The 21,412-nt window shown below is 75.2% G+C and carries 23 protein-coding genes; 7 read left to right on the forward strand and 16 right to left on the reverse strand.

Annotated features, from left to right (window positions below; all coding sequences use genetic code 11):
* Positions 1–10: 10 nt before the first annotated feature.
* Positions 11–532 (reverse strand): DUF3817 domain-containing protein, encoded by a 522-nt coding sequence (locus tag NL142_RS06310; protein ID WP_435081370.1) that lies wholly within the window; start codon positions 530–532, stop codon positions 11–13.
* Positions 533–846: 314 nt separating this feature from the next.
* Here NL142_RS06310 and NL142_RS06315 point away from each other — a divergent pair, with 314 nt between their 5' ends.
* Entirely contained in the window at positions 847–4,305 is a 3,459-nt protein-coding gene (locus NL142_RS06315) for a sialate O-acetylesterase (RefSeq protein WP_435081371.1), read from the forward strand.
* Positions 4,306–4,362: 57 nt separating this feature from the next.
* On the opposite strand, the gene NL142_RS06320 is transcribed toward NL142_RS06315, so the two are convergent.
* Both NL142_RS06320 and cmtR read right to left on the reverse strand, forming a co-directional pair.
* Positions 4,363–5,061, reverse strand: coding sequence for a cation efflux transmembrane domain-containing protein (locus NL142_RS06320; RefSeq protein ID WP_435081372.1), 699 nt, complete (start codon positions 5,059–5,061; stop codon positions 4,363–4,365).
* On the reverse strand, positions 5,058–5,411 hold the full coding sequence (gene cmtR / locus NL142_RS06325) for a Cd(II)/Pb(II)-sensing metalloregulatory transcriptional regulator CmtR (RefSeq protein WP_435081373.1): 354 nt from the start codon (positions 5,409–5,411) through the stop codon (positions 5,058–5,060). The genes NL142_RS06320 and cmtR overlap by 4 nt, the downstream gene beginning before the upstream one ends.
* A gap of 109 nt (positions 5,412–5,520) precedes the next feature.
* On the opposite strand from cmtR, the gene NL142_RS06330 reads away from it, so the two are divergent.
* Positions 5,521–5,958, forward strand: coding sequence for an arsenate-mycothiol transferase ArsC (locus NL142_RS06330; protein WP_435081374.1), 438 nt, complete (start codon positions 5,521–5,523; stop codon positions 5,956–5,958).
* A 206-nt stretch (positions 5,959–6,164) separates the two neighbouring features.
* On the opposite strand, the gene NL142_RS06335 is transcribed toward NL142_RS06330, so the two are convergent.
* Positions 6,165–6,791 carry a TetR/AcrR family transcriptional regulator gene (locus tag NL142_RS06335; protein WP_435081375.1) on the reverse strand — a complete coding sequence of 209 codons (627 nt, stop codon included), beginning with the start codon at positions 6,789–6,791 and terminating at the stop codon, positions 6,165–6,167.
* A 77-nt stretch (positions 6,792–6,868) separates the two neighbouring features.
* On the opposite strand from NL142_RS06335, the gene NL142_RS06340 reads away from it, so the two are divergent.
* Entirely contained in the window at positions 6,869–8,185 is a 1,317-nt protein-coding gene (locus NL142_RS06340; protein WP_435081376.1) for a carboxylesterase family protein, read from the forward strand.
* A gap of 10 nt (positions 8,186–8,195) precedes the next feature.
* On the opposite strand, the gene NL142_RS06345 is transcribed toward NL142_RS06340, so the two are convergent.
* Positions 8,196–9,047: an alpha/beta fold hydrolase gene (locus NL142_RS06345; RefSeq protein ID WP_435081377.1), complete on the reverse strand. Its 852-nt coding sequence runs from the start codon at positions 9,045–9,047 to the stop codon at positions 8,196–8,198.
* On the reverse strand, positions 9,044–9,610 hold the full coding sequence (locus NL142_RS06350; protein WP_435081378.1) for a GNAT family N-acetyltransferase: 567 nt from the start codon (positions 9,608–9,610) through the stop codon (positions 9,044–9,046). Before NL142_RS06350 ends, NL142_RS06345 begins: the two co-directional genes overlap by 4 nt.
* Before the next feature lie 171 nt (positions 9,611–9,781).
* Here NL142_RS06350 and NL142_RS06355 point away from each other — a divergent pair, with 171 nt between their 5' ends.
* Entirely contained in the window at positions 9,782–10,459 is a 678-nt protein-coding gene (locus tag NL142_RS06355) for a hypothetical protein (RefSeq protein WP_435081379.1), read from the forward strand.
* A gap of 350 nt (positions 10,460–10,809) precedes the next feature.
* On the opposite strand, the gene NL142_RS06360 is transcribed toward NL142_RS06355, so the two are convergent.
* Both NL142_RS06360 and NL142_RS06365 read right to left on the reverse strand, forming a co-directional pair.
* Positions 10,810–12,570, reverse strand: coding sequence for a DEAD/DEAH box helicase (locus NL142_RS06360; protein WP_435081381.1), 1,761 nt, complete (start codon positions 12,568–12,570; stop codon positions 10,810–10,812).
* 60 nt (positions 12,571–12,630) lie between these two features.
* Positions 12,631–13,500, reverse strand: coding sequence for a class I SAM-dependent methyltransferase (locus tag NL142_RS06365; protein WP_435081382.1), 870 nt, complete (start codon positions 13,498–13,500; stop codon positions 12,631–12,633).
* A 47-nt stretch (positions 13,501–13,547) separates the two neighbouring features.
* Here NL142_RS06365 and NL142_RS06370 point away from each other — a divergent pair, with 47 nt between their 5' ends.
* A complete protein-coding gene (locus NL142_RS06370) occupies positions 13,548–14,177 on the forward strand; it encodes a helix-turn-helix domain-containing protein (protein WP_435081383.1) in 630 nt (209 codons plus the stop codon).
* On the opposite strand, the gene NL142_RS06375 is transcribed toward NL142_RS06370, so the two are convergent.
* From NL142_RS06375 to NL142_RS06405, 7 genes are all read right to left on the reverse strand, one after another.
* On the reverse strand, positions 14,174–15,688 hold the full coding sequence (locus tag NL142_RS06375; RefSeq protein ID WP_435081384.1) for a PASTA domain-containing protein: 1,515 nt from the start codon (positions 15,686–15,688) through the stop codon (positions 14,174–14,176). The genes NL142_RS06370 and NL142_RS06375 overlap by 4 nt on opposite strands.
* 139 nt (positions 15,689–15,827) lie before the next feature.
* A complete protein-coding gene (locus tag NL142_RS06380; protein WP_435081385.1) occupies positions 15,828–16,040 on the reverse strand; it encodes a hypothetical protein in 213 nt (70 codons plus the stop codon).
* A 158-nt stretch (positions 16,041–16,198) separates the two neighbouring features.
* The gene (locus NL142_RS06385) at positions 16,199–16,822 is read right to left on the reverse strand and encodes an alpha/beta hydrolase (protein WP_435081387.1); all 624 of its coding nucleotides are present in this window, start codon (positions 16,820–16,822) and stop codon (positions 16,199–16,201) included.
* On the reverse strand, positions 16,819–17,814 hold the full coding sequence (locus NL142_RS06390) for a ring-cleaving dioxygenase (protein ID WP_435081388.1): 996 nt from the start codon (positions 17,812–17,814) through the stop codon (positions 16,819–16,821). Before NL142_RS06390 ends, NL142_RS06385 begins: the two co-directional genes overlap by 4 nt.
* A gap of 127 nt (positions 17,815–17,941) precedes the next feature.
* A complete protein-coding gene (locus NL142_RS06395; protein ID WP_435081389.1) occupies positions 17,942–18,745 on the reverse strand; it encodes an Ltp family lipoprotein in 804 nt (267 codons plus the stop codon).
* A gap of 99 nt (positions 18,746–18,844) precedes the next feature.
* Positions 18,845–19,315: a MarR family winged helix-turn-helix transcriptional regulator gene (locus tag NL142_RS06400; RefSeq protein ID WP_435081390.1), complete on the reverse strand. Its 471-nt coding sequence runs from the start codon at positions 19,313–19,315 to the stop codon at positions 18,845–18,847.
* Entirely contained in the window at positions 19,312–20,061 is a 750-nt protein-coding gene (locus NL142_RS06405; RefSeq protein WP_435081391.1) for an alpha/beta fold hydrolase, read from the reverse strand. Before NL142_RS06405 ends, NL142_RS06400 begins: the two co-directional genes overlap by 4 nt.
* A gap of 138 nt (positions 20,062–20,199) precedes the next feature.
* Between NL142_RS06405 and NL142_RS06410 the strand changes: the two genes are divergently transcribed.
* Positions 20,200–20,553, forward strand: a complete 354-nt coding sequence (locus NL142_RS06410; RefSeq protein WP_435081392.1) for a VOC family protein — start codon at positions 20,200–20,202, stop codon at positions 20,551–20,553.
* A 22-nt stretch (positions 20,554–20,575) separates the two neighbouring features.
* Here NL142_RS06410 and NL142_RS06415 read toward each other — a convergent pair whose 3' ends face one another.
* Positions 20,576–21,016, reverse strand: coding sequence for an iron chaperone (locus NL142_RS06415; protein ID WP_435081393.1), 441 nt, complete (start codon positions 21,014–21,016; stop codon positions 20,576–20,578).
* A 105-nt stretch (positions 21,017–21,121) separates the two neighbouring features.
* Between NL142_RS06415 and NL142_RS06420 the strand changes: the two genes are divergently transcribed.
* On the forward strand, positions 21,122–21,391 hold the full coding sequence (locus NL142_RS06420; protein ID WP_435081394.1) for a hypothetical protein: 270 nt from the start codon (positions 21,122–21,124) through the stop codon (positions 21,389–21,391).
* Positions 21,392–21,412 lie beyond the last annotated feature (21 nt).

A 21,412-nucleotide genomic window follows, 5' to 3' on the forward strand; every position in this document is an offset into this window, starting at 1 on the left:
TCCGCGGCGCTCAGCCGCGCGATGCGGCGCTGCCCGACGCCGCCGCCGCCGCGTGCGCCCGTCCGTCGACCGCGTCAGCCGGCTGCCGCAGGTACCCGCGGCGACGCAGGCCGACCTCGAGCGGCAGCGTCGCGAGCGGCGGGATCGCCGCGACGCCCGCGAGCAGCGCGGGCTTCCACCCCCACCGGAGGCGGATGGCGGCGACGGCCGTGACGATCACGTAGAGCACGAACGCCGCCCCGTGCAGGCGGCCGAAGACGAATACGCCGAGCTCGGTCGTCTCCGTCACGTACTTGAGGAACATGCCCACGAGGAGGCCGGTCCACGTGATCGCCTCGACGATCGCGACGACGGCGAACAGGCGGCCGAGGCGCGACGGGCGGTCGGAGCGGTCGCGCGTGCCGCGGACGAGCGCGGCGAAGCCGGTGGCCGACGCGGAGCCGACTCCTGCGGCGGGGGAGCCGGGCGACCCCGCAGGGCGGGCCCCGGGCTCGGGGTGCGGGGCGGCGTCGGGATGCGGGGCGTTCGTCATGGGGCCTTCCGGGGCAGGGGGATCCTCCGGGGATCCGACGGGCGGGGCAGGTCGGGGCCAGGGTACGGGGCCGCGTCGGGCGGGAGCTGGGACGCGGACCGGCACGGGCGAGCAGCGCGCGGTCTGCACATCCATGCGAGGAGCATGTGCATCCCCTGTGAGCGGGGCGTGCGCGAGGTCCTCACCGGACACGTGTCACGCATCACCGCGGCGATGTGCAACCATTTCCACATGAGGTGGAATTCGCCTCGACGATCTGGGGGGATCAATTGGGGGAGCACCACTCTGCCGTCCGCCGTGCCTCGACACGGGGGATGCGCAGCGCATCCGCACGCGCACGTCTCATCGCCGCCATCACGGGGCTCAGCCTCGGGGTGACGCTGCTCGTCGCCGTCGAGCCGACCGCGGCTCCGGCCGAGGCCGCGACGGCGCGTGCCGCGGCATCGTCGGCGCGCGTCGTCGCGCCCGGCACGAGCGTCGTGTCGCCGGCCACGACCGACGGCGCGCCTACCACCGCGTCGATGATGCGGCTGCTGCAGGCCACCGCGGCCGCGGCGCCGTTCACCGCGACGCCCGCGCCCGTCATCACCGGCAAGGCCGTCATCGGGCAGCGCCTGCTCGCCACCACCGCACGCTGGACCCCGGCGGCCACGACGATCACGTACGCGTGGCTCGTCGACGGCGTGCCCGTGAGCGGGCAGACGAGCACCGCGTACACGGTGCGCGCCGCCGACGCGGGATCCGTCATCACGGTCGCCGTCACCGGCAGCCGCTCCGGCTACGACACCACCACGCAGACGAGCGCGCCGACCGCGACCGTCCCGACGCCCGTCGTCGCGCCGTTCACCGCCGCCCCGACGCCCACCATCTCCGGATCCCCGCAGGTCGGCTTCACGCTCACCGCGCGCGCCGGCACCTGGACCCCGTGGCCGACCTTCTCCTACTCGTGGACCCGCGACGGCGTGCTGATCGCCGGCCAGAGCGGCGTCACCTACCGCGTCACCGAGGCGGATCGCGGCACGGCGCTCGCCGTGACGGTCACCGGCACCAAGACCGGGTACTCGACGACGACCCGGACGAGCGACGCGATGAGCGTGCCGGGCGCGACGCCGACCGCCACTCCGACCCCGACCGCGGCGCCGACGGCCGCGCCGACCGCCGCGCCGACGACGGCGCCGACGGTCGCGCCGACGCAGGCGCCGACCCCGACCCCGATCCCGACGGTCGACCCGACGCCGACGCCGACGGTCGCCCCGACGCAGGCCCCGACCCCGACCCCGACCCCGACGCCGACCGTCGCCCCCACCACCGCTCCGACGCCCGCGCCGACGACGCCGGCCGCCGCGCCGTTCACCGCCGCCGCGACGCCGACCATCGCGGGCACCGCCTGGGTCGGCTTCACGCTGTCCGCGCGCGCCGGGGTGTGGACCCCGTGGCCCACGTTCTCCTACGCGTGGCTCCGCGACGGGGTCGTGATCGCCGGCCAGACCGGCGTGACGTACCGGGTGCAGGCCGGTGACGCGGGATCCCGCATCAGCGTCACCGTGACGGGCACGAAGACGGGCTACACGACGCAGTCCCTCACGAGCGCGGAGCTCCAGGTCCCGGCCGCGAGCACGCCGACGCCCACCCCGGCCCCGACGACGCCCGCGCCGACCCCGACGCCCACCGCGACGCCCGGCACGCCGACGCCCACGCCGACCGCGACTCCGGGCACGCCGACGCCGACGCCCACCGCGACGACGCCCGTCCCGACCCCGGAGCCCACCGCCCCGACCGAGGACGCGCCGTTCTCGGCCGCCGCCACCCCGACCATCGCCGGCACCGCCCGCGTCGGCTTCACGCTGTCCGCGCGCGCCGGGGTCTGGAAGCCCTGGCCGACCTTCTCCTACCAGTGGACCCGCGACGGCGTCGCCATCGACGGCCAGACCGCCGTCACCTACCGTGTGCAGGAGGGCGACCAGGGCACCACCGTCGCCGTGATCGTCACCGGCACGGAGACCGGGTACGTCACGCAGTCCCTCGCGAGCGACGGCCTCCTCGTGCCCCTGCCCGAGTCGACGCCGGAACCCACCGTGCCCACGCCGGACCCGACGCCCGCCCCCGACGTCGCGTTCGAGACCGTCGGCACCCCGTCCATCACCGGTCTCGGCCGCGTGGACTACACGCTCAACGCGAAGTCCGGCACGTGGTCGCCGTGGCCGTCCTTCTCCTACGCATGGCTGCGCGACGGCGTCGCGATCCCCGACCAGACCGGCGCGAGCTACCGGGTCGTCGCGGGCGACATCGGCACGAGCATCTCGGTCGCCGTCACCGGCACGAAGACCGGGTACGTCACGCAGACCGTGACGAGCCCCGGCGTCGCCGTCGTCGCGACGCCCGTCACGCCGCCGCCGCCCGCGCCGTCCGTGCCGTTCGAGGCGACGACGACGCCCGTGATCCAGGGATCGCCCGTCGCCAGCAGCCCCCTGCGGGTCGAGACGCCCGCGTGGACTCCGGAGGCCACCGCCTACACCTACGCGTGGGCCCGCGACGGCGTCACCGTGCTCGGCGCGACCGACGCGACGTACACCGTGCGCCGCGCGGACGCCGGGTCGCGGATCACCGTGACGGTCACCGGCACGCGCTCCGGCTACAAGGCCACGAGCGTGACGAGCGAGCCGACCGCCGTGGTGGTCGACGCCCTCGACGTGCCGCCCGCCGAGCCCGCGCCGTCGCCCGACGACCAGCCGTTCACGGACGCGCCGACCCCGACGATCACGGGTGACGGGAGCGTCGGATCCACCCTCACGGCGGAGACGCCCGCGTGGACCCCCGAGGCCACCGCGCTCTCCTACGTGTGGAAGCGCAACGGCGTCGTCGTCCCCGGTCGCACCGCGTCGACCTACGTGCCCGCTCCGCGCGACGCCGGATCGCAGATCACCGTCACCGTCACCGGACGGGCCGACGGCTACGCGCCGACGTCCCGCACGTCCGTGCCGCGCCAGATCGCGTCGACCGGCGAGGGCTACGACGTCGTCGTGATCCTCGGCCAGTCGAACGCGCAGGGCGTCGGCACCGGTTGGGATCCGTCCATCGACGTCAGCGTGCCCGGGCTCGACCAGCTCGCCGGCAGCGGTGCCAAGGCCGGGCAGATCGTGCCCGCCAAGGACTCGCTGAGTCACGTGACCACCTGGACCACCTCCGGCGGCGTGCAGGCCGTCGGCCCCGGGATGGAGCTCGGTCGGCACATGCTCGCCGACGCCCGCCCGGGCCGGAAGGTGCTGCTCGTCCCCGCGGCGATGGCGTCCACCTCGATGACGGGCGACGGCACCTACGCCTGGAACCCGGCGGACACGCGCTCGCGCATCAACCTGTTCACGCGCGCGCTCGGGCAGATCGACGCCGCGCTCGCGCAGGATCCCGACAACCGGCTCGTCGCGGTCGTCTGGGCCCAGGGCGAGTCCGACGCGACCCGCACCACCGCGTCCGGCTACCAGTCGATGCTGCTCGACCTCGTCGACCGGCTGAACACGCGCTACGGCGCGGTGCCGTTCCTCATCGGCGGCATGGTGCCCGAGTGGCTGAACGTGTCGACGCTGCGCCAGGCCATCGACACCGCGCAGCAGGGCATGCCCGCGCTGCGGGCGAACGTGTCGTACATCCCGGGAGCCTCCGGCTACAGCAGGGCCGAGGACTCGATCCACTACACGGCGGCCGGCGCCCGGGCCATGGGCGACAAGTACTTCGCCGCCTACCAGCGGGCCACGGGCGCTGTGCAGCTGTCGAAGTAGCGGAGGCGCGCGGCCGGGCGCGATGCCCGGCCGCGCGCCGTCCGATGGACTCGGGCGTCAGCAGCAGGCGTCACGGTGCGCGTCGGCATCGGCGTCGACAGCCCGCTCGCCCGTGAGCGCGCCGACGGGAACGGTGCACGCGTCCCCGCGCCACGCCTCGACGCCCTCGCGGACGGCGAACGCGGCGATCGCGAGCCCTGCGACGGGATCGGCCCACCACCAGCCGAGCCCGGCGTCGAGCAGCAGCCCGACGAGGAGCGCGGCCGACAGCCACGCGCACACGAGGGTCTGCCGGGAGTCGGCGACCGCGCTCGCGGAGCCGAGCTCGGTGCCGGTGCGGCGCTCGAGCAGGCTGAGGGCCGGCATCACGGCGAGGCTCAGCGCCGCGAGGACGATGCCCGTGGTGCTCGGGCGCGCCTCGGATCCGCCCGCCAGCGCGAGGACGGCGTCCACGCTCACGTAGGCGGCGAGCCCGAGGAACGACACCGCGATCAGCCGGAGGGCCGTGCGCTCTCGACGCTCCGGATCCGGCGCGGAGAACTGCCAGGCGACGGCGGATGCCGCGAGCACCTCCACGATCGAGTCGAGCCCGAACGCGACGAGCGCGGTCGACGACGCGACGGCGCCCGCCGTGAGGGCGACCACTGCCTCGACCGTGTTCCACGCGATGGTGCCCGCGACGATCCAGCGGATGCGGCGGCGCAGGACGTCACGGCGCGCGACCGTGAGCCCCGGCGCGGAGGCGAGGCCGCTCACGCGCCCGCCTCGCAGCAGCCGGGGGCGCAGAGCGCCGGATCCGCGCACGCCCGGTCGTCGTCCACCGCGAGCACGACCTCCACGAGCGCGCCCAGGCCGCGGGCGATGCTCGGATCCTGGATCTCGTAGCGCGTGCTGCGCCCCTCGGACACCGTGCGCACGATGCCGCAGCCGCGCAGGCACGCCAGGTGGTTGGAGACGTTCTGCCGCGTGAGGCCGAGGGTCTCGGCGAGGAGAGCGGGGTAGGCGGGGCCGTCGAGCAGCTCCATGAGGATCCGCGCCCGGGTGGGATCCGCGAGCGCCCGGCCGAGCCGGGTCATGACGTCGAGGCGGGGAGCGAGGGTGGGCATGCGATGACGGTACAGCGAGGGCTGTACCGATGTCGAGGGCGGGGCGGCGACGGTCTGCCAGGATCGGGAGGACGCCCCAGCAGCGGGCGACGTCCCGACCGGAGGATCCATGGCCGAGCGCATCCCGCACGTCGTCTTCGTCTGCGCCCGCAACGGCGGCAAGTCCCAGCTCGCGGCCGCGCTCATGCGGCACGCGGCGGGCGATGCCGTCGCCGTCACGTCGGCGGGGACGGATCCGGGATCCTCGCTCAACGCCCTCGCCGTGGAGTCGCTCGCCGAGCTGGGCATCGACGTCGCGGGCGAGCGCCCGAAGCCGCTGACCGACGACATGGTCCGCGCCGCCGACCTCGTGGTCGTGCTCGGGGCGGAGGCCCACGTCGACGGCGACCAGGACGTCGCGGTCGAGACGTGGATCACGGACGAGCCGTCCGAGCGCGGCATCGACGGCATGGAGCGGATGCGGCTCGTGCGCGACGACATCCGCGCGCGCGTCGAGGAGCTGCGTGGCCGGCTCGGCGGCGTCGCGGGCGACCCGGCGTCGCGCTAGGCGCTGGCACGCGCGTGCCGGTCGTCGCGGGCTGTGCGTCGACGTGCGCTTGCCGGTCGTCGCGGGCTGTGCGTCGACGTGCGCTTGCCGGTCGTCGCGGGCTGTGCGTCGACGTGCGCTGGCCGGTCGTCGCGGGCTGTGCGTCGACGTGCGCTGGCCGGTCGTCGCGGGCTATGCGTCGACGTGCGCCGGCCGGTCGTCGCGGGCTATGCGTCGACGTGCGCCGGCCGGTCGACGCGGCGGGCGACGAGCGCGTCCACGTGCCGCTCGAGCACGCCGAGCGCGCGGGCGCTGCGGGCCGGATCCGGCTCCTCGACGAGCAGCTGCAGCGCGAGACCCGCGAGCAGCGCCTGCAGGTGGTCGGCCTCGGCCTCGGGATCCGCGTCGGGCCTCAGCATGCCCGCCGCGCGCAGCTGCGCGAGCTGCTCGAGGCACGTCTCGCGCGCGGCCGCATGGGAGGCGGCGCGCACCTCGCGCAGCCGCGGGTGCGAGGCAGCGTCGGCGAGGAGCGCGGCCGTGACCTCGGCCTCGGCCCGGCGAGCGTCGTCCAGCGGCAGGTGCTCGGCGAGGATCCGCACGGCCCGCCGTCGCGCGTCCGGATCGGCGCGGCGGCTCCGGATGCGGCCGTCGATGCGCCGGGCGACGAGCGCGGTGGCGTGGGCGACGAGGTCGATGCGGCTGGGGAAGCTGTGGCGCAGGGATCCGGTCGAGAGGCCCGCCTCGGCGGCGACCGTGCGGACCGAGACGCCGCTCGCGCCGTCGCGCCGGATGACCCGCCAGACCGCCTCGGCGAGCTCGTCCTCGCGGCGGGCGTGGTCGATCAGGCGCGGCATGGCGTCACGCTAGCACCGGCATCCGTCGTGGCCGCGGGCCTCCCGACGAACGCCTCCCGAACGGTAGCGTCGATCTGATGAGCGCCTTCTCGCCGCCCTGCGGCCCCGTCTTCGGCTGGGCGGACGGCGACGTCGTCCGCGCGACCGGCATCCCGTACGCGACCGCCGCCCGCTTCGCGGCGCCTGTCCCGCACCCCGACTGGACGGCGCCGCGCGACGCGACGGCCTGGTCGCCCGCATGCCCGCAGTCGCCCATGGAGGAGCTCGACGCCGTGCTCGGCAGCTTCGCGGGGCTCGCCGTCGACGAGGACTGCCTGCGCGTCTCCGTCACCATGCCGCTCGATGTGCAGCCCGACGACGCGCTGCCCGTCATGGTCTGGATCCACGGCGGCTCGTACGTCTCGGGCGCGGGGGACGTGCCCATCATGGATCCGGCGCCCCTCGTCGCGGAGCAGCGCGTGGTGGTCGTCACGGTCACCTACCGGCTCGGCCTCCTCGGCTACCTCGGCGACGGCCGCGACCGGCCGGCGAACCTCGGCCTCCTCGACCAGCTGGCGGCGCTGCGCTGGGTGGCGCGCAACATCCGGGCGTTCGGCGGGGACCCTGGCCGCGTCACCGCGTTCGGGCAGTCGGCGGGCGGTGATGCGGTCGCGCACCTCATGGCCGTGCCCGAGGCCGCGGGCCTGTTCCGCCGGGCGATCGTCCAGAGCGCGCCGCTCGGCATCGCCCGGGGCAGGCGGCGCATGGCCGCCGCGATGGCGCGCGCGTCCCGCGGGCTCACTGCCGAGATGCCCGTGGCGGAGGTGCTCGCGCGCCAGGCGGCGGTCGAGCGCGCCGCGGCGCCGTTCGGCCTGCTCGGGGCGATGCCCTTCGGCACGCAGTACGGGCACCCGCCGCTGCCGCCCGAGTCCGGGATCGATGGGGCGTGGGATGAGGCCGCGCCCGGCGTGGACGTGCTCATCGGCAACACGGCCGAGGAGGCGCGGCTGTTCCTGCCGGGGATCCCGTGGCTCGCGCGCCTCACGCGGCTGCCGGTGGTGGGCCCGCTCGTGCGTCGTGCGGCCGTCGCCGCTGTGACGGGCATCGTCTACGGGATCCCGGCCCGCCGCTTCGCCCGCCGCCACGCGCGCGCCGGCGGCACGGCCCACCGCTACGTCATCCGCTGGTCGGCGCCTGGCAGCCCGTTCGGCGCCGCGCACACCGTGGACCTGCCGCTCCTCTTCGGCGACGAGGAGGCGTGGCGCGGAGCGGGGCTCCTCGGCGGCGCCGACTGGGACGGCGTCCAGCGCGACGCCCGCCGCGTGCGGCAGGTGTGGGGCGACTTCGCGCGCGGACGGATCCCGACGCGGCAGCTGATCCCGGGCGCGCTCGAGCTGCGGCGCGTGCGCGGCTGAGCTCCCGACCTCAGAGCAGGTGGTGGATGGCGGTGGCGACCACGTCCGGATCCGTCACGGGCACCATGTGCTCGGAGTGCGGCGCGGGGATCCACGCGCCCTGATCGAAGGCCGCCGCCGACGCGCGGTGCGCGCGCACGAGGTCGCGCCGCTGGCCGCGGGTGAGTCGCCCCGATGCCGTGCCCGAGATCATGCGCACGGGGATGCCAGGGAGCGGGGAGGTGGATCCGACGAGCCCCGCGAGTCCCGGCAGCAGGTGCCGCTGCTCCGCGGCCGTGGCGCGGGCCGCCCGCACCGAGCCGGCGGCATCGGCGGCCGCCCCGAGGAGGGGCTCCGGCAGGCGGGCCAGCGCGATCCGGTGCAGCCGCCGCAGGAGCCCGAGCGGCGCGAGCGGGACGAGTAGGGCCGCCTGCGTGGCGAAGCCGATGCGCGCGGCGGGGGAGGCGTAGGCGCGTGCACGCTCGTCGCTCGGATCCACCAGCACGATGCCCGCGGTCGCGAGCCCGCGGGCGATCCGCCGCGCTGCCGCCACGCGCACGATCGGCCCGCCCCAGCTGTGCCCGGCGAGCACCAGTCGGCGATGCGGGAACGCGGCGACGACGGCCTCGAGGTCGTCGGCGAGCCGGTCGAGGTCGCGCGGCGCGGGATCCATGTCGCTGCCGCCGAGCCCCGCGCGGTCGTAGGCGACGACGCGGTGGGTGCGCGCGAGGATCCCGTGCACGAGCCCCCAGGTGAGCCCGCTGCCGCCGAGTCCGGCCTCGAGGACCACGAGGTCGTCGCCGTCACCCGCGACCATCGCTCGGAGGCCGCGGCCATCGACGGTGGTGACCGTGACGTCGCGCCCGAGGAGGCCGTCCCTCACGCGAGCACCGGCCACGGCTCCGGCGTGCGGTCGTCGGTCGCGAGGAGGCCGGCGAGCCAGTCGTCCTCGCGGCCGGCGCGGCCCATCGCGCCGAGTCGGGCGATCCCCTCGAAGCGGAAGCCGAGCGCACGGGCGATGGCGGCGGATCCGGTGTTCCCGGCATATGCGCGCCAGCCGATCCGCGCGAGGCCGAGCCCCGTCGCCGCGTCGAACCCGTGGTCGACGACCGCCGCCGCGGCCTCGTGCATGATCCCGCGGCCGCGCGCCCCGGGTGCCAGCCAGTACCCGATCTCGGCGGCGCCGTCCGCGATGGCGTGGAGCCCCACGGTGCCCACGAGCCCGTCGCCTTCGAGCACGGCCCAGGTGAGGCGCTCGCCCGAGGCCCAGCCGTCGGGGCAGAAGCCGGTGACGTAGGAGACCGCGTCCTCGCGCGCGTACGGCACGGGGACGGGCACGTAGCGCTGGATCGCCGGGTCCTGGCACGCGGCTGTGATCGCGTCGACGTCGTCGAGCGCGGGCGGGCGGAGGACGAGGCGCGCGGTGCGGAGGGTGATGGGATCCATCGGGCCACGCTAGCGGAGGGCGGGCGTTCGAATTCCTCGTGCGAGGGGTATTTATGCAGGCCGATTGAACACGCGCATACCACATGATGAGGTGGTGTAACGAATGTGCCGGATCCTTGACAAGGGCTCATGCGGAGAGGAAGGTCTGCCGCATCATCCACATTCACGGGGATGTTTACCCAGGAAAAGAGTTTATTCATGAAGGTAAATCGGCGGCTCATCGCGATGGCCGCCTCGCTCGCCGTCGTGGCGGGCACATTCGTCGCGAGTCCGGCAATGGCCGCCTCGCACTCCGTTGCAGAACGTCGCTACGGACCGCGTCTCTCCACATCCGAGATCGCTGCGGGCAACGTCGCCATAGAGAAGATCCGCGATCTCCAGGACACCATCACTTCAACGCACGGAGCGGTGCACTTCGACGCCGGCGTGGCGCTCGAGCGTGGCGCGCTCCCCTCCATCGTCCGCGAAGTGGCGATCGGCATCGTCGCGGGCGGTGGCACGGTGTCAGGGATCACTCTGGGTGAATCGGAGGTCGGTGCTATCGCGCGCGTCATGCTCGATTCGAATTGCACGGGCGAAACCAATTACTCCACCCAATGGTTCGGGCATCAGCTCAAGCTGAATTCCTGCGACACCAATCGCCTGATCGGGGCGCTGGCCGCGGGTGCAGGCATCGCAACCATCGCCGCGATCATCACCTCAGAAACAGGTGTCGGAGGCATCGCGGGTGCTCTGATAGCCGGAGTCCTGGCCATCGGCGGTGGAGCGATCGCATACTGTGCCGCAGACGGAAACGGGGTGATCCTCGATCAAGGGTGGAATGGTGCGCCGTGGTGCGCAGGTCAGTGAATACGTCGCATGAATACATTCAAGGGTCGATTCTCAGACGGGCTTGCTATGTTAGGAGCGTGGTCTGAGTGACGGCCCGTCACCGACTCCTCTTCGTTGTGACACTCGTCCTCACCTCCGGCCTGGTGATAGCCGGTCTGATCGTGTTCGCGACCTCGGGCCTCGACGATGTCCGTGGCTGGAGTCTCTGCATCGCGGCTACGGGAATCGGGATGGCCTACGTCCTCGGGAGACAGGTTCGCGGGCGGCCTCGCCGCTGAGAGCGCGCCGCCGCCGGGCTTGAGTGCGGCACGACGCACGACGGCCCGCCCCCTCAGGAGAAGGGACGGGCCGTCGGGGCGATCAGCGGATCAGTCGCGCGGCTTCCGCCCGCGACGCTCCGGGGCCGCACCGCGCTCGGCGGCACGGGGGCCGCCGCGGTCGGGGCGGATGTCGATCGGGCGGCCGTTGATGACCGTGCTCGCGAGCTTGTCGATCCGGTCCTGCGGCAGACCCGCCGGCAGCTCGACGAGCGAGAAGTCGGGGCGGATGTCGATGTGGCCGAAGTCCTCGCGGCTGAAGCCGCCCTCGTTGGCGAGCGCGCCGACGATCTGGCGGGGCTCCACGCGGTGGCGGCGGCCGACGTCGATGCGGTACGTCGCCATGTTGCCGCTGCCGCGCGCAGGACGGGCGCGACGCTCGCCGCGGTCGTCGCCGTCGCGGCCCGGGCGGTCGTCGCGGCGCTCGCGCTCCACGCGGGGCGGACGGAGGTCGTCGGCCGAGAGGAGGAGCGGGGTGTCGCCCTGCGCCACGATGGCGAGGGCGGCGGCCACGTCGGACTCGACGACGTCGTGGTGGTTCACGTAGTGGCCCACGATGTCGCGGAACGCGTCCAGGCGCTCGCGGTCGGCGAGGGCCGCGGTGATCGCGTCGTCGAAGCGGGAGAGGCGCGTCACGTTGACGTCCTCGGCGCTCGGCATGCGCATCTCGGTGAGCGGCTGGCGCGTGGCCTTCTCGATGGCAGTGAGGAGGCGGCGCTCGCGCGGCGTGACGAAGCTGATCGCCGCGCCGCTGCGTCCGGCCCGGCCCGTGCGGCCGATGCGGTGGACGTACGACTCGGTGTCGATGGGGATGTCGTAGTTGACGACGTGGCTGATCCGGTCGACGTCCAACCCGCGGGCCGCGACGTCGGTGGCCACGAGGATGTCGAGCTTGCCCGACTTCAGCTGGTCGACCGTGCGCTCGCGCTGCGCCTGCGCGACGTCGCCCGAGATGGCGGCGGCCGCGTACCCGCGGGCGCGGAGCTTCTCGGCGAGCGTCTCCGTCTCGTTCTTCGTGCGGACGAACACGATCATGCCCTCGAAGTTCTCGGTCTCGAGGATGCGCGTGAGGGCGTCGACCTTCTGCGGGTACGACACCATCAGGTAACGCTGAGTGGTGTTCGCGGAGGTCGTGGTCTTGTTCTTGACCGTGATCTCCTCGGGGTCCTGCAGGTACTTGCCCGAGATGCGGCGGATCTGCGCGGGCATCGTGGCCGAGAACAGCGCGATCTGCTTCGACTTCGGGGTGTCCGCGAGGATCGTCTCCACGTCCTCCGCGAAGCCCATCTTGAGCATCTCGTCGGCCTCGTCGAGCACCAAGAACTTCAGCTGCGAGAGGTCGAGGGTGCCCTTGTCGAGGTGGTCCATGATCCGGCCGGGGGTGCCGACGACCACGTGCACGCCGCGGCGGAGCGCGGACAGCTGCACGCCGTAGCCCTGGCCCCCGTACACGGGCAGCACGTGCACGCCGCGCATGCCGGACGCGTAGCGCTCGAACGCCTCGCACACCTGGAGCGCGAGCTCGCGGGTGGGCGCGAGCACGAGGGCCTGCGGGGTCTTCTGGGAGACGTCGAGGTTGGAGAGGATCGGCAGCGCGAACGCGGCCGTCTTGCCGGTGCCGGTCTGGGCGACGCCGAGGACGTCGCGGCCGGAGAGGAGGGAGGGGATCGTGGCCGCCTGGATCGCGGAGGGCGTCTCGTAGCCCACGTCCTTGAGTGCCTTGAGCACCTGGTCGGAGAGACCGAGGTCGCTGAAGGTCGTGCGGGGGGCGGCGTCCGCGTCGGGGGTGGATGCGGTGTCGTCAGTGCTCATGCCTCAACGGTAGGGGGTCGGGGGTGCCTCGGGCCCCACCCCGCGCGGATCGGCGGGCGGTCAGCGCGGCCGGCGCCCGACGTAGGCCGTGCGGGTGCCGCGGAGACCGAGGCCGGGGATCCTGGCCAGTGCGTGCGGGCCGTCGTCGTCGAGGAGCGCGTCGAGGGCGGCGCGGTCGTCGGCGTCGAGGCGGTCGGCAGCGCTGTCGCGGACGCGGGCCAGCCAGGCGCGGGCGTAGGGGAGGGTCGCGGCGGCGGCGATCGGATCCGCGGGGTCGGGGTCGATGGGGAAGGTGCGCGTCGCGACGTCGACGAGGCCCGCGTCGCGCAGCCACGGCGCCCAGTCCGGATGCGACGGGCCGCCCGTGCCGCCGTGCGTGACGGCGTCGTCGAAGCGGTCGGCGAGGCCCGAGCGGCCGAGCGCGGGATCGAGGCGGTCGGGCAGGAAGCGCGGCGGGCCGTCCATCTCGACGACGGCGAGGATCCCGCCCGGCGCGAGGCCGTCGTGGATGCGCGCGAGCAGCCGCGCCGGGTCGGCGACCTCGTGCAGCATGAGCGACGCCCACACCAGGTCGGCGGGCGGCAGCGCGGGCCAGCCCGCGTCGAGGTCGGCGTGCACGGTGCGGATCCGGTCGGCGAGCCCGTCGACGACGGCGCGCTCGGCGACCCGGTCGAGCATGGCGGCGCTCGCGTCGACGGCGTGCACCTCGGCCCGGTCGAAGCGCCGCGCGAGCGCCACCGTCCCGGTGCCGGTCCCGGCGCCCAGGTCGACGACCACGCGGCCGGCGGTGTCGCGGGCGAGGCGGCGGACCCAGGCGGTCAGCTCGCGCTGGTGGCCGTGCAGGATCCGGGCGTCGAGGTCGAGCATGCGGGCGAGCGAGGGGTCGGCGGGTCCGTGGCCGGCGGCATGGTGCGGGTGCGGGTGCGTCATGGATCCAGGCTGGCGCACTCCTGCCGTACGCGCATACGATCTTGCCCATGACGCAAGAGCCTGATCTCGACGCCCTCGTCCGCCAGCGCATCAGGAGCCTCCGCGAGGCCCGCGGCTGGTCGCTCGACGCGCTCGCGGCCCGGTGCTTCCTCAGCCCGTCGACGCTCAGCCGCATCGAGACCGGTCACCGGCGCATCGCGCTCGACCAGCTCGTGCCGATCGCGCAGGCCCTCGAGACGTCGCTCGACGCGCTCATGGAGTCGGGCGACGACGCCGACGTCGTGATCCGCCCGCAGGAGGACGCGCAGGCGGGGCGCACGACGTGGATCCTCTCGCGCGGCGGGGGCAGCGGATCGGGCCCGTTCGTCGCGAAGATGCGCATGACGCCGACGCGGCCCGTCCCGGTGGACCAGCTCGGCGTGCACCCGGGACGCGACTGGTTCACGGTGCTCTCGGGCACGGCCAGGCTCCAGCTGGGGGAGCGGACGATCCTCGTGGAGGCCGGCGACGCGGCCGAGTTCTCGACCATGGTGCCGCACGCCATCGGCGCGCACCGCGGCGTCGTCGAGATCCTGACGATCCTCGACCGCGACGGCCAGCGGGCGCACCTGCGGGCGACAGGGCCAGCTCCCGCCGCGCACGAGGCGCACGCGGGAGACGACCCGACGGAGGGCTAGCCCTCGGCCGGCGGCGTCTCGGGCACCGGCTCGACCGGCGTCTCGGGCTCCGGCGGCGCGGGCGGCGTCGTGGGCTCCGGGCTCTCGACCGGGGGCTCGGGCGACGGCTCGGGATCCACGGGTGTGGGCGTCGTCGGGTCGGGCGTCGGCACCGTGGGCGGGTCCGTCGTCGGCTGGGGCTGGGGATCGGGGTCCGCCGGCGTCGTCGGGTCCGGGTTCGAGGGCGAGCCGCCGCCGGTGCCGGGGTTCGACGTCCCGGGATCCGAGCCGCCGCCGCCGCTGTTGCCGCCGCCGCCGGTGCCCGGGTTGAACGTCCCCGTGCCCGGCCGCGTGCCGGGACGCGACGGGATGTTCGGCGCCTTCGGCACGACCGGCAGTGCGATGCGCTCGGGAGCCGCGGTGGCGAGCGTGAGGGTCACGACGGTGCCGGGCGCGACGCGCGTGCCGGCCGCGGGGTCCTGGCTCGCGACGATGCCGACGTCCTGGCGGACGAACGCGCCGCCGCCCGCGCCCGCGAACGCGATGCCGAAGCCGGACGCGGCGAGCGTGTCGCCGGCGTCGGCCCCGGTCATGCGGGTCACGTCGACCATCTCGACCAGGCCGTCCGCGGAGATCGGGAGCGGGTTGGCGGGGTCCGTCGCGTCCGGTACCGGGCGGGAGTCGGAGATCTCGATGGTGTCGGGGTCGGCGACGTCGTCGCTCGCCGTCGGGAGGGTGGAGGCGACCGCGCCGCCCGCGATGAGGACGAGGGCGAGGCCGGCCGCGACGCCGCCGGCGGCGCGCGTGCGGACGCCGGGGATCCAGGCGGCGCCGCTGCGGATCAGGGGGATGAGCCCCGCGACCAGGGCCACGACGCCGAGCGCGATGAGGAGTCCGGGGATCCCGGCGATGACGGCTGCGGCGACCACGAGCACCGCGGCGACCGCGAGCGCGGCCCACGGCCAGGTGCTGCGGCCGCGCAGCGCGGGCGCCGTGCCGGCGGCGCGCGGGGTCGGGGCGGACGCGGCGCTCGTGGCCGGACGCGGCGGCGCGAAGCTGCCAGCCACGGAGGAGGTGCGCGGAGCCGGGGCGCCGAGGGGCGCACCGGCCGGCGGGGCCACGGGCAGACCTGCGGGAGGGCCGACGGGCGCACCGGTCGGCGGCGCCATCGGGTACCCCGCGGGCGGCGCGACGGGCGCACCCGCGGGCCGCGCGACGGGCGCACCCGTGGGCGGCGCGAGCGGAGCGCCCGCGGGCCCGGCATCCACCGAGGCGTCGACGGCGGATCCGACGGGCGGCGCGAGCGGCGCGGACCCGGGCGCGTAGCCCTCGGGCAGCGGCGACTCGGTGATCAGCTTGGGCTCGGGCGTCGACGACGCGCGGCCCGGGAACACGCGACGGCCGGAGACGAGCTCCGTCCAGCGGGTGCCGTCCCAGAAGCGCTGGTTGCCCTCGCCGTCGCCGAACCAGCCGGGCTCGTCGGACGACGGGGTGACCGACGTCGGGGACGCGGGCGGCGGGGTCGACGACATGGTGCTCCTCAGGAGAGCGTTCCCCAGGTGGGGGAACTGCTCTTCCGCCCAGATTAGGCGGCGCTCGGGCCGACCGGGTAGCCCGGGCGCGTCGTCGGGCGGCCTCCGACACCCCCAATCAGGGGCGCGGCACGAGCAGTCAGGCGGCGAACGGCGCGTCGGCCACCGGGGCGGTGGCGCGCGCCGCGGCGAGGAGCGGCGCGAGGTCGACCCCGAGGCTGCGGGTGCCAGCGTGGCGGAAGCCCTCGGCGCCGCCGGCGAAGGCGACGCAGACGGGATCCCCGGCGAGCGGCGCGCTCGCGGCGGACGCGATCGGGGCGGTGGCACGGGCGGTGGTGGGGGAGACGGACACGGGCACGGGATCCTCCTGATCTCACCGCCCGGGCGGGCGGTGCACCCAGGCTCGCGGACCCGCCCTGCGCGCGCGTCCTCCTGGCGGCCCGCGCGCCTCGTCCCGAGGGGGGAGACGCGGGGCGGGCCGGCGGGACGGTCGGAGGGGCGCTCCGGCGATCAGCCGGTGCGGATCCGCGCGCGGGCCGCGTCGAGGTCGCGCGCGTCGAGCCCGTGCCCGCCCGGTCGCACGTGCGAGGAGACGTCGCCGCCGCGGGCGACGGCCTCGCGCACGGTCCGCTCCACGTCGACGAGCGGCGCCATCTGGTCGGCGTCGCCGTTGAGCAGCGTGATCCGCGTGCCCGACAGATCGGCGGCCGGCTCCCGTTCCCCGAGCGGCCAGCGCGCCGAGAAGGCGATCGTCTCGGGCAGCGCGGACGGGTGCAGCAGCGTGGTCGCCAGCGCCATGTTCGCGCCGTTCGAGAAGCCGACGGCGAGGATCGCGCGCCCGTCGAGAGCGTAGGCGGCGCGCGCCTCGGCGACCAGGTCGGCGAGCTCGGCCGCGCGCGCGACCACGTCGTCGACGTCGAAGACGCCCTCGGCGTGGCGGCGGAACCAGCGGGCGGCGGATCCCTCGCGCACGCTCCCGCGCGGCGCGAGCACCGGCTGCCCGGGCGCGAGGAGCCGCGCGAGCTCGAGGCCCTGGCGTTCGTCGGCGCCCGTGCCGTGGAGGCCGAGGATCACGGGGCCGCTGTCGGCGCCCGGCTGGAACACGTGCGGCGTCGCGTCGAGGAGCGCGCTCACGCGGCGGATCCGTCGGCCGGCACGGGCTCATCGGCCGGCACGGCCTCCTCGTCGGGCAGGCGCAGCGGCGGCACCGCGGCCTCGATGTCCGCGCGGCTGGGCTCGAGCCACGGCGGGAGGCGGAGGCGCCGGCCGAGCTCGAGCAGAGGCTCGTCGATGTCGAAGCCGGGGGTGTCCGTCGCGATCTCGAACAGGACACCGCCGGGCTCGCGGAAGTAGATGGAGGTGAAGTACTGCCGGTCGAGGATCTGCGTCACCTGGTGCCCACGATCCACCAGCTCGTCGCGCCACGCCTGCTGCTCGACGCGTCCGGGCACGCGGAACGCCACGTGGTGCACGGTGCCGCCCGCGGTGAGGCCCTGCTGCGCGCCCGGGTCGGCGACGAGGTCGACGATCGCGCCGGGCCCGCCGTCGCCCGCGGCGAAGCGGAAGCGGCCGTCGCGCTCGTCCATGAGCCGGAGCCCGAGGTCGTCGGTGAGGACGGATGCGGTGCCCGCGGGATCCCGCACGGTGAGCACGGAGGAGTGCTGGCCGCGGATCGCGTGCTCGGCGGGGACGTCGGCCGAGTCCCACGGCGCGCGCGGGTCGACGACGGAGGAGGCCACGAGGTCGATCTGCAGCCCGTCGGGGTCGCGGAGCGAGAGGCGCTCCTCCTCGGATCCCTGCGACGAGATCGACGAGGCGACGCCGACCTCGCTCAGGTACGAGGCCCACCAGCCGAGGCTGCCCGCGGGGACGGAGAACGCGGTCGTCGTGGACTGGCCCGCGCCGACGCGGCCCGCGGGCACGCCCTTCCACGGGAAGAAGGTGAGGAGGGATCCGGGTCGGCCCTCGGTGTCGCCGTAGTAGAGGTGGTAGCTGCCGGGGCTGTCGAAGTTGACGGTGCGCTTGACGAGCCGGAGGCCCATCGCGCGCACGTAGAAGTCGACGTTCCGCTGCGGGTCGCCGCCGATGGCGGTGACGTGGTGCAGTCCCTGGGTGCTGGCGGTCATGAGGCGCTCCTTCCGCGCGGCCCGGTCGGGCCATGTCCATGCAAACGCATGGGCCGGCGGATCATTCCCGCGAGACGCAGGAGGGGAGGCAGCGCCGGCGCCGCCTCCCCTCCTCCGAGCTCATGCGTCAGTCGTCGAGGTGGGCGATGGCGTAGTCCGCCTCCTCGGCGGTGAACCTCTCGCCGTACTCGCTCGTGAGCTGATCCCGGATCGCGGCGGGCGACATCGCCGCCATCTCCCGGTAGGTCTTCGCCTTGCCGAGCGCGTTCGCGTTCCAGTCGGCCTGCACGTTGTCGACCGCGTACTGCGCGGCCTCCGGCGTGAACTGCTCGCCGTACTCGCTCGTGAGCTGGTCGTACAGGGCGGCCTTGCTCATGTCGAGGCCGTTCGCGTAGGTCTCGGCCTTGATGAGCGCGGTGGCGCTCTCTGCCGGGACGGCGGGCGCCGCGGGCTCGGCGGGCGCCATCGTCTCGTCGACGGACGGCGCCGTCGTCTCGGGAGCGGCGGTCGGCAGCGCCTCGGCCTCGGCGGACGACTGCATGACCTCGGCTGTGCCCGTGGAGCTGCCCGCGGTGCCGAGCGCGGCGGCGAACACGAGGGTGACGATCAACGAGGTGACGGCCCCGACGGCGCCGAGGGACAGGCCGGTGATCGCCATGCCCTTGCTCTGCGCGCGACGGAGGGCGAGGATCCCGAGCACCACGGCCGCGGCTCCCGCGATCAGCCCGAAGAAGGGGGCGAGACCCGTGACGAAGGCGACGATGCCGACGACCAGCGCGGCGATCGCGAGGCCCTTCGGACGCACGCCGTAGGGCGGCGGGGGTGGCGGCATGGTGGCCGTGCCGGCGGGGGCGGGCGGCCCGTAGGGGCTGGGAGGCGGGGGCTGGTGCGGGTCCGGGGACGGGTATCCCGGCTGCTCGGGTGCGGTCATGCGGGAAGCCTCGCAGCGCGGACGGCTCCCTCCGGTTCGATCGGCCGCCTTCCGCACCCCCATTACGCGGGCGGCGCACCCCCACTTCGCGGGTGCGCGTCAGCGGCGCGCGGACGCGCGATCCTCGCGCCGCAGCGTGAGGGCGTCGAGGGTCGGCCGCCGGTCGAGGAGGCGGCGGAGGGCCGTGATCGCGCCCTGCATCGCGTCGTCGTCGAGCGAGTCCGTGATCGCCTCGTGCACCGCGGCCTCGGCGGCGCGCACGCGCGCCACCCGGCGCGACCCCTCCGTGGTCAGGCGGAGGACGACGCTGCGGCGGCTGCGCGGATCCGGGTCGCGGTGCACGAGGCCCTGCCGCACGAGCGCGTCGACGAGTCGGCTCGGGGACCCGGCCTCGCAGACGAGCCGGGCGCCGAGGCCGACCAGGCTGATCCCGGGCGCCTCGGCGAGCACGACGACCGCCTCCGCCTGCGCGGGAGTCAGCCCGGTCGGCGCGAGGGCGGCCGCGTACGCCCGCGCGCCCTCGCGCTGCGCCCCGAGGATCAGGTAGCGGAGCTCCTCGGCCGGGCTCACGCGGCGCCCGCCGCCATGCTGATCCCGACCTCGGTCCGCACGAACCCGTCCACGGCATCCGCGTACTCGTCGGGATGCGTGAAGCGGAGCATGTGGCCCGTGCCGGGGATCACCAGCTCGCGGGCGTGCGGCAGCCCGTCGCGGAGCGCGGCGGCCGCGGCCGGGCCGACGAGCTGGTCGTCCTCCGGCGTGAGGAGCAGCGTCGGCACGTCGACCCGGTGCAGACGCGCGCGGACGTCGAACCCGACGACCGCGCCGACCCGGTTCGCGTAGGCGTCGGCGGGCGTGTGGACGCGGAACAGCTCCCGGTATTCGCGGCGCGTCAGCGGGGTGGGGGCGTCCGCGTCGAACCGCGAGGCGAGCTGCGCCGCGTGGAAGCGGAGGATCCCCTGCTCGTAGACGGCGCGCGGCACGTGCCGGGCGAGGGAGGCGGCTCGCGTCTTCCACGCGGGCGTCGGATCCGCCGCGAAGCCGCCCGAGAGCACGAGCCCGGCGAGTCCCGCCGGGCGACGGAGCGCCAGCGCCAGGCTCACGACCGCGCCGAAGGAGTCGCCCACGAGCACGTACCGCGGGAGGTCGCGCACCAAGTCCTCGACGGCGTCGGCCGCCTCCTCGACCGAGCGCGCGTCGTCGGGCAGGGCGAGGGTGCGGAGCGGGTACGCGGCCAGCGCCCGCAGGGGACCGAAGTCCCACGGCGCTCCCGAGAAGCAGGGCACGCCGACGAGAGCGGGGAGAACCGATGACACGTCGATAGATGAGATGGCATGAGTCTACGGATGGATCGCGGGGCGGTCGAGCCGGGCTCCGTCCTCGCCCGGGGGACGGATCGGGGAGCACGTGCGCGTGGCCTTCCGCCGCGGATCGGCGCGGGCCAGCATGAGCGCATGGGACGCATCCTCGGCATCGGCGGTCTGCTCTTCCGCGCGTACGACCCCGTCGCGCTCGCCGCGTGGTACCGGGACGTCCTCGGGCTCGACCTCGACGCTGAGGGCGTGTGGCAGCAGGAGGCGGGCCCCACCGTCGTGGCGGCCATGGCGCGCTCGGCGCAGCCGTCGGGGGAGTCGGAGCAGCGGCTGATGCTGGACCTCCGCGTGAGCGACCTGGACGGCCTCGTCGCGCGCCTCGCCGCCGCGGGCGCCGAGGTCGCGCCGGGCATCGAGGACATGCCCGGCGTCGGACGCTTCTCCTGGGTGACGGATCCCGAGGGCTCCCGGATCGAGCTGTGGGAGCCGAGCTGACGGCACGCCCGTCGCGGCCCGCTCAGCCCCCGACGGCCCGCCGCACCAGCTCCGCCACGCGCTCCTCGTTCGCGGGATCCACCGCGGTCAGCGCGTAGGACGTCGGCCACATGGTGCCCTCGTCGAGGCGCGCCGGATCCTGGAAGCCGAGCGTCGAGTACCGGGTGCCGAACTTCGAGCCCGGCTGGAAGAACACGACCGGCTTGCCATCGGCGTCCGCGTAGGCCGGGAAGCCGTACCAGGTCTTCGGCGCGAGGTCGGGCGCGTGCTCGAGCACGATGCCGTGCAGCCACTCCGCGATCGCGCGCTCCTCGGGCGGCATCGCGGCGAACGCGTCGAGCACGCCCTGCAGCGCTGCGGCCTGCTTGTCGGCGGCCTTCTGCAGCTTCGCCTCCTCGCGCAGCTCCTTCGCGCGCTGCTTCATCGCGTCGCGCTCGTCCTTGGAGAATCCGCTGTCCGTCATGTCCGCTCCCTCGCGTGGTGGTGTGACTGGAGCGTGACAGGCGGCGGGGGAGCCGACAAGCGCCCAGCGGATCCGCACCCCGGCCGGACGGCGTACCGTCGGACCATGAGCACCCACGAGCAGGACCAGCCCATCATGGACGGCGCCGGCGAGGCGACCGCGGACGAGAAGCGCGCCGGGCTCGCCGAGCAGGTCGCCTACGACCACCGGAACAGCGGATCCGAGGCCATGGCCGCCGACCTCGACCGCCGCACCCGGGATGCCGGCCTCGCCGAGGAGCCCGCCGACCCGGCGGCGACGCAGGCCGCATCCACCGGCCGCGACGGCGTCGACGGCGAGGCCGATGCTGAGGTGGACGGGCCGCACCCCGCCTGATCCGCCGACACGCCCGCGAGG

Origin of the sequence: Clavibacter quasicaliforniensis, assembly GCF_051201715.1 — a bacterium.
In the GTDB taxonomy this organism is placed as follows: domain Bacteria; phylum Actinomycetota; class Actinomycetes; order Actinomycetales; family Microbacteriaceae; genus Clavibacter; species Clavibacter seminis.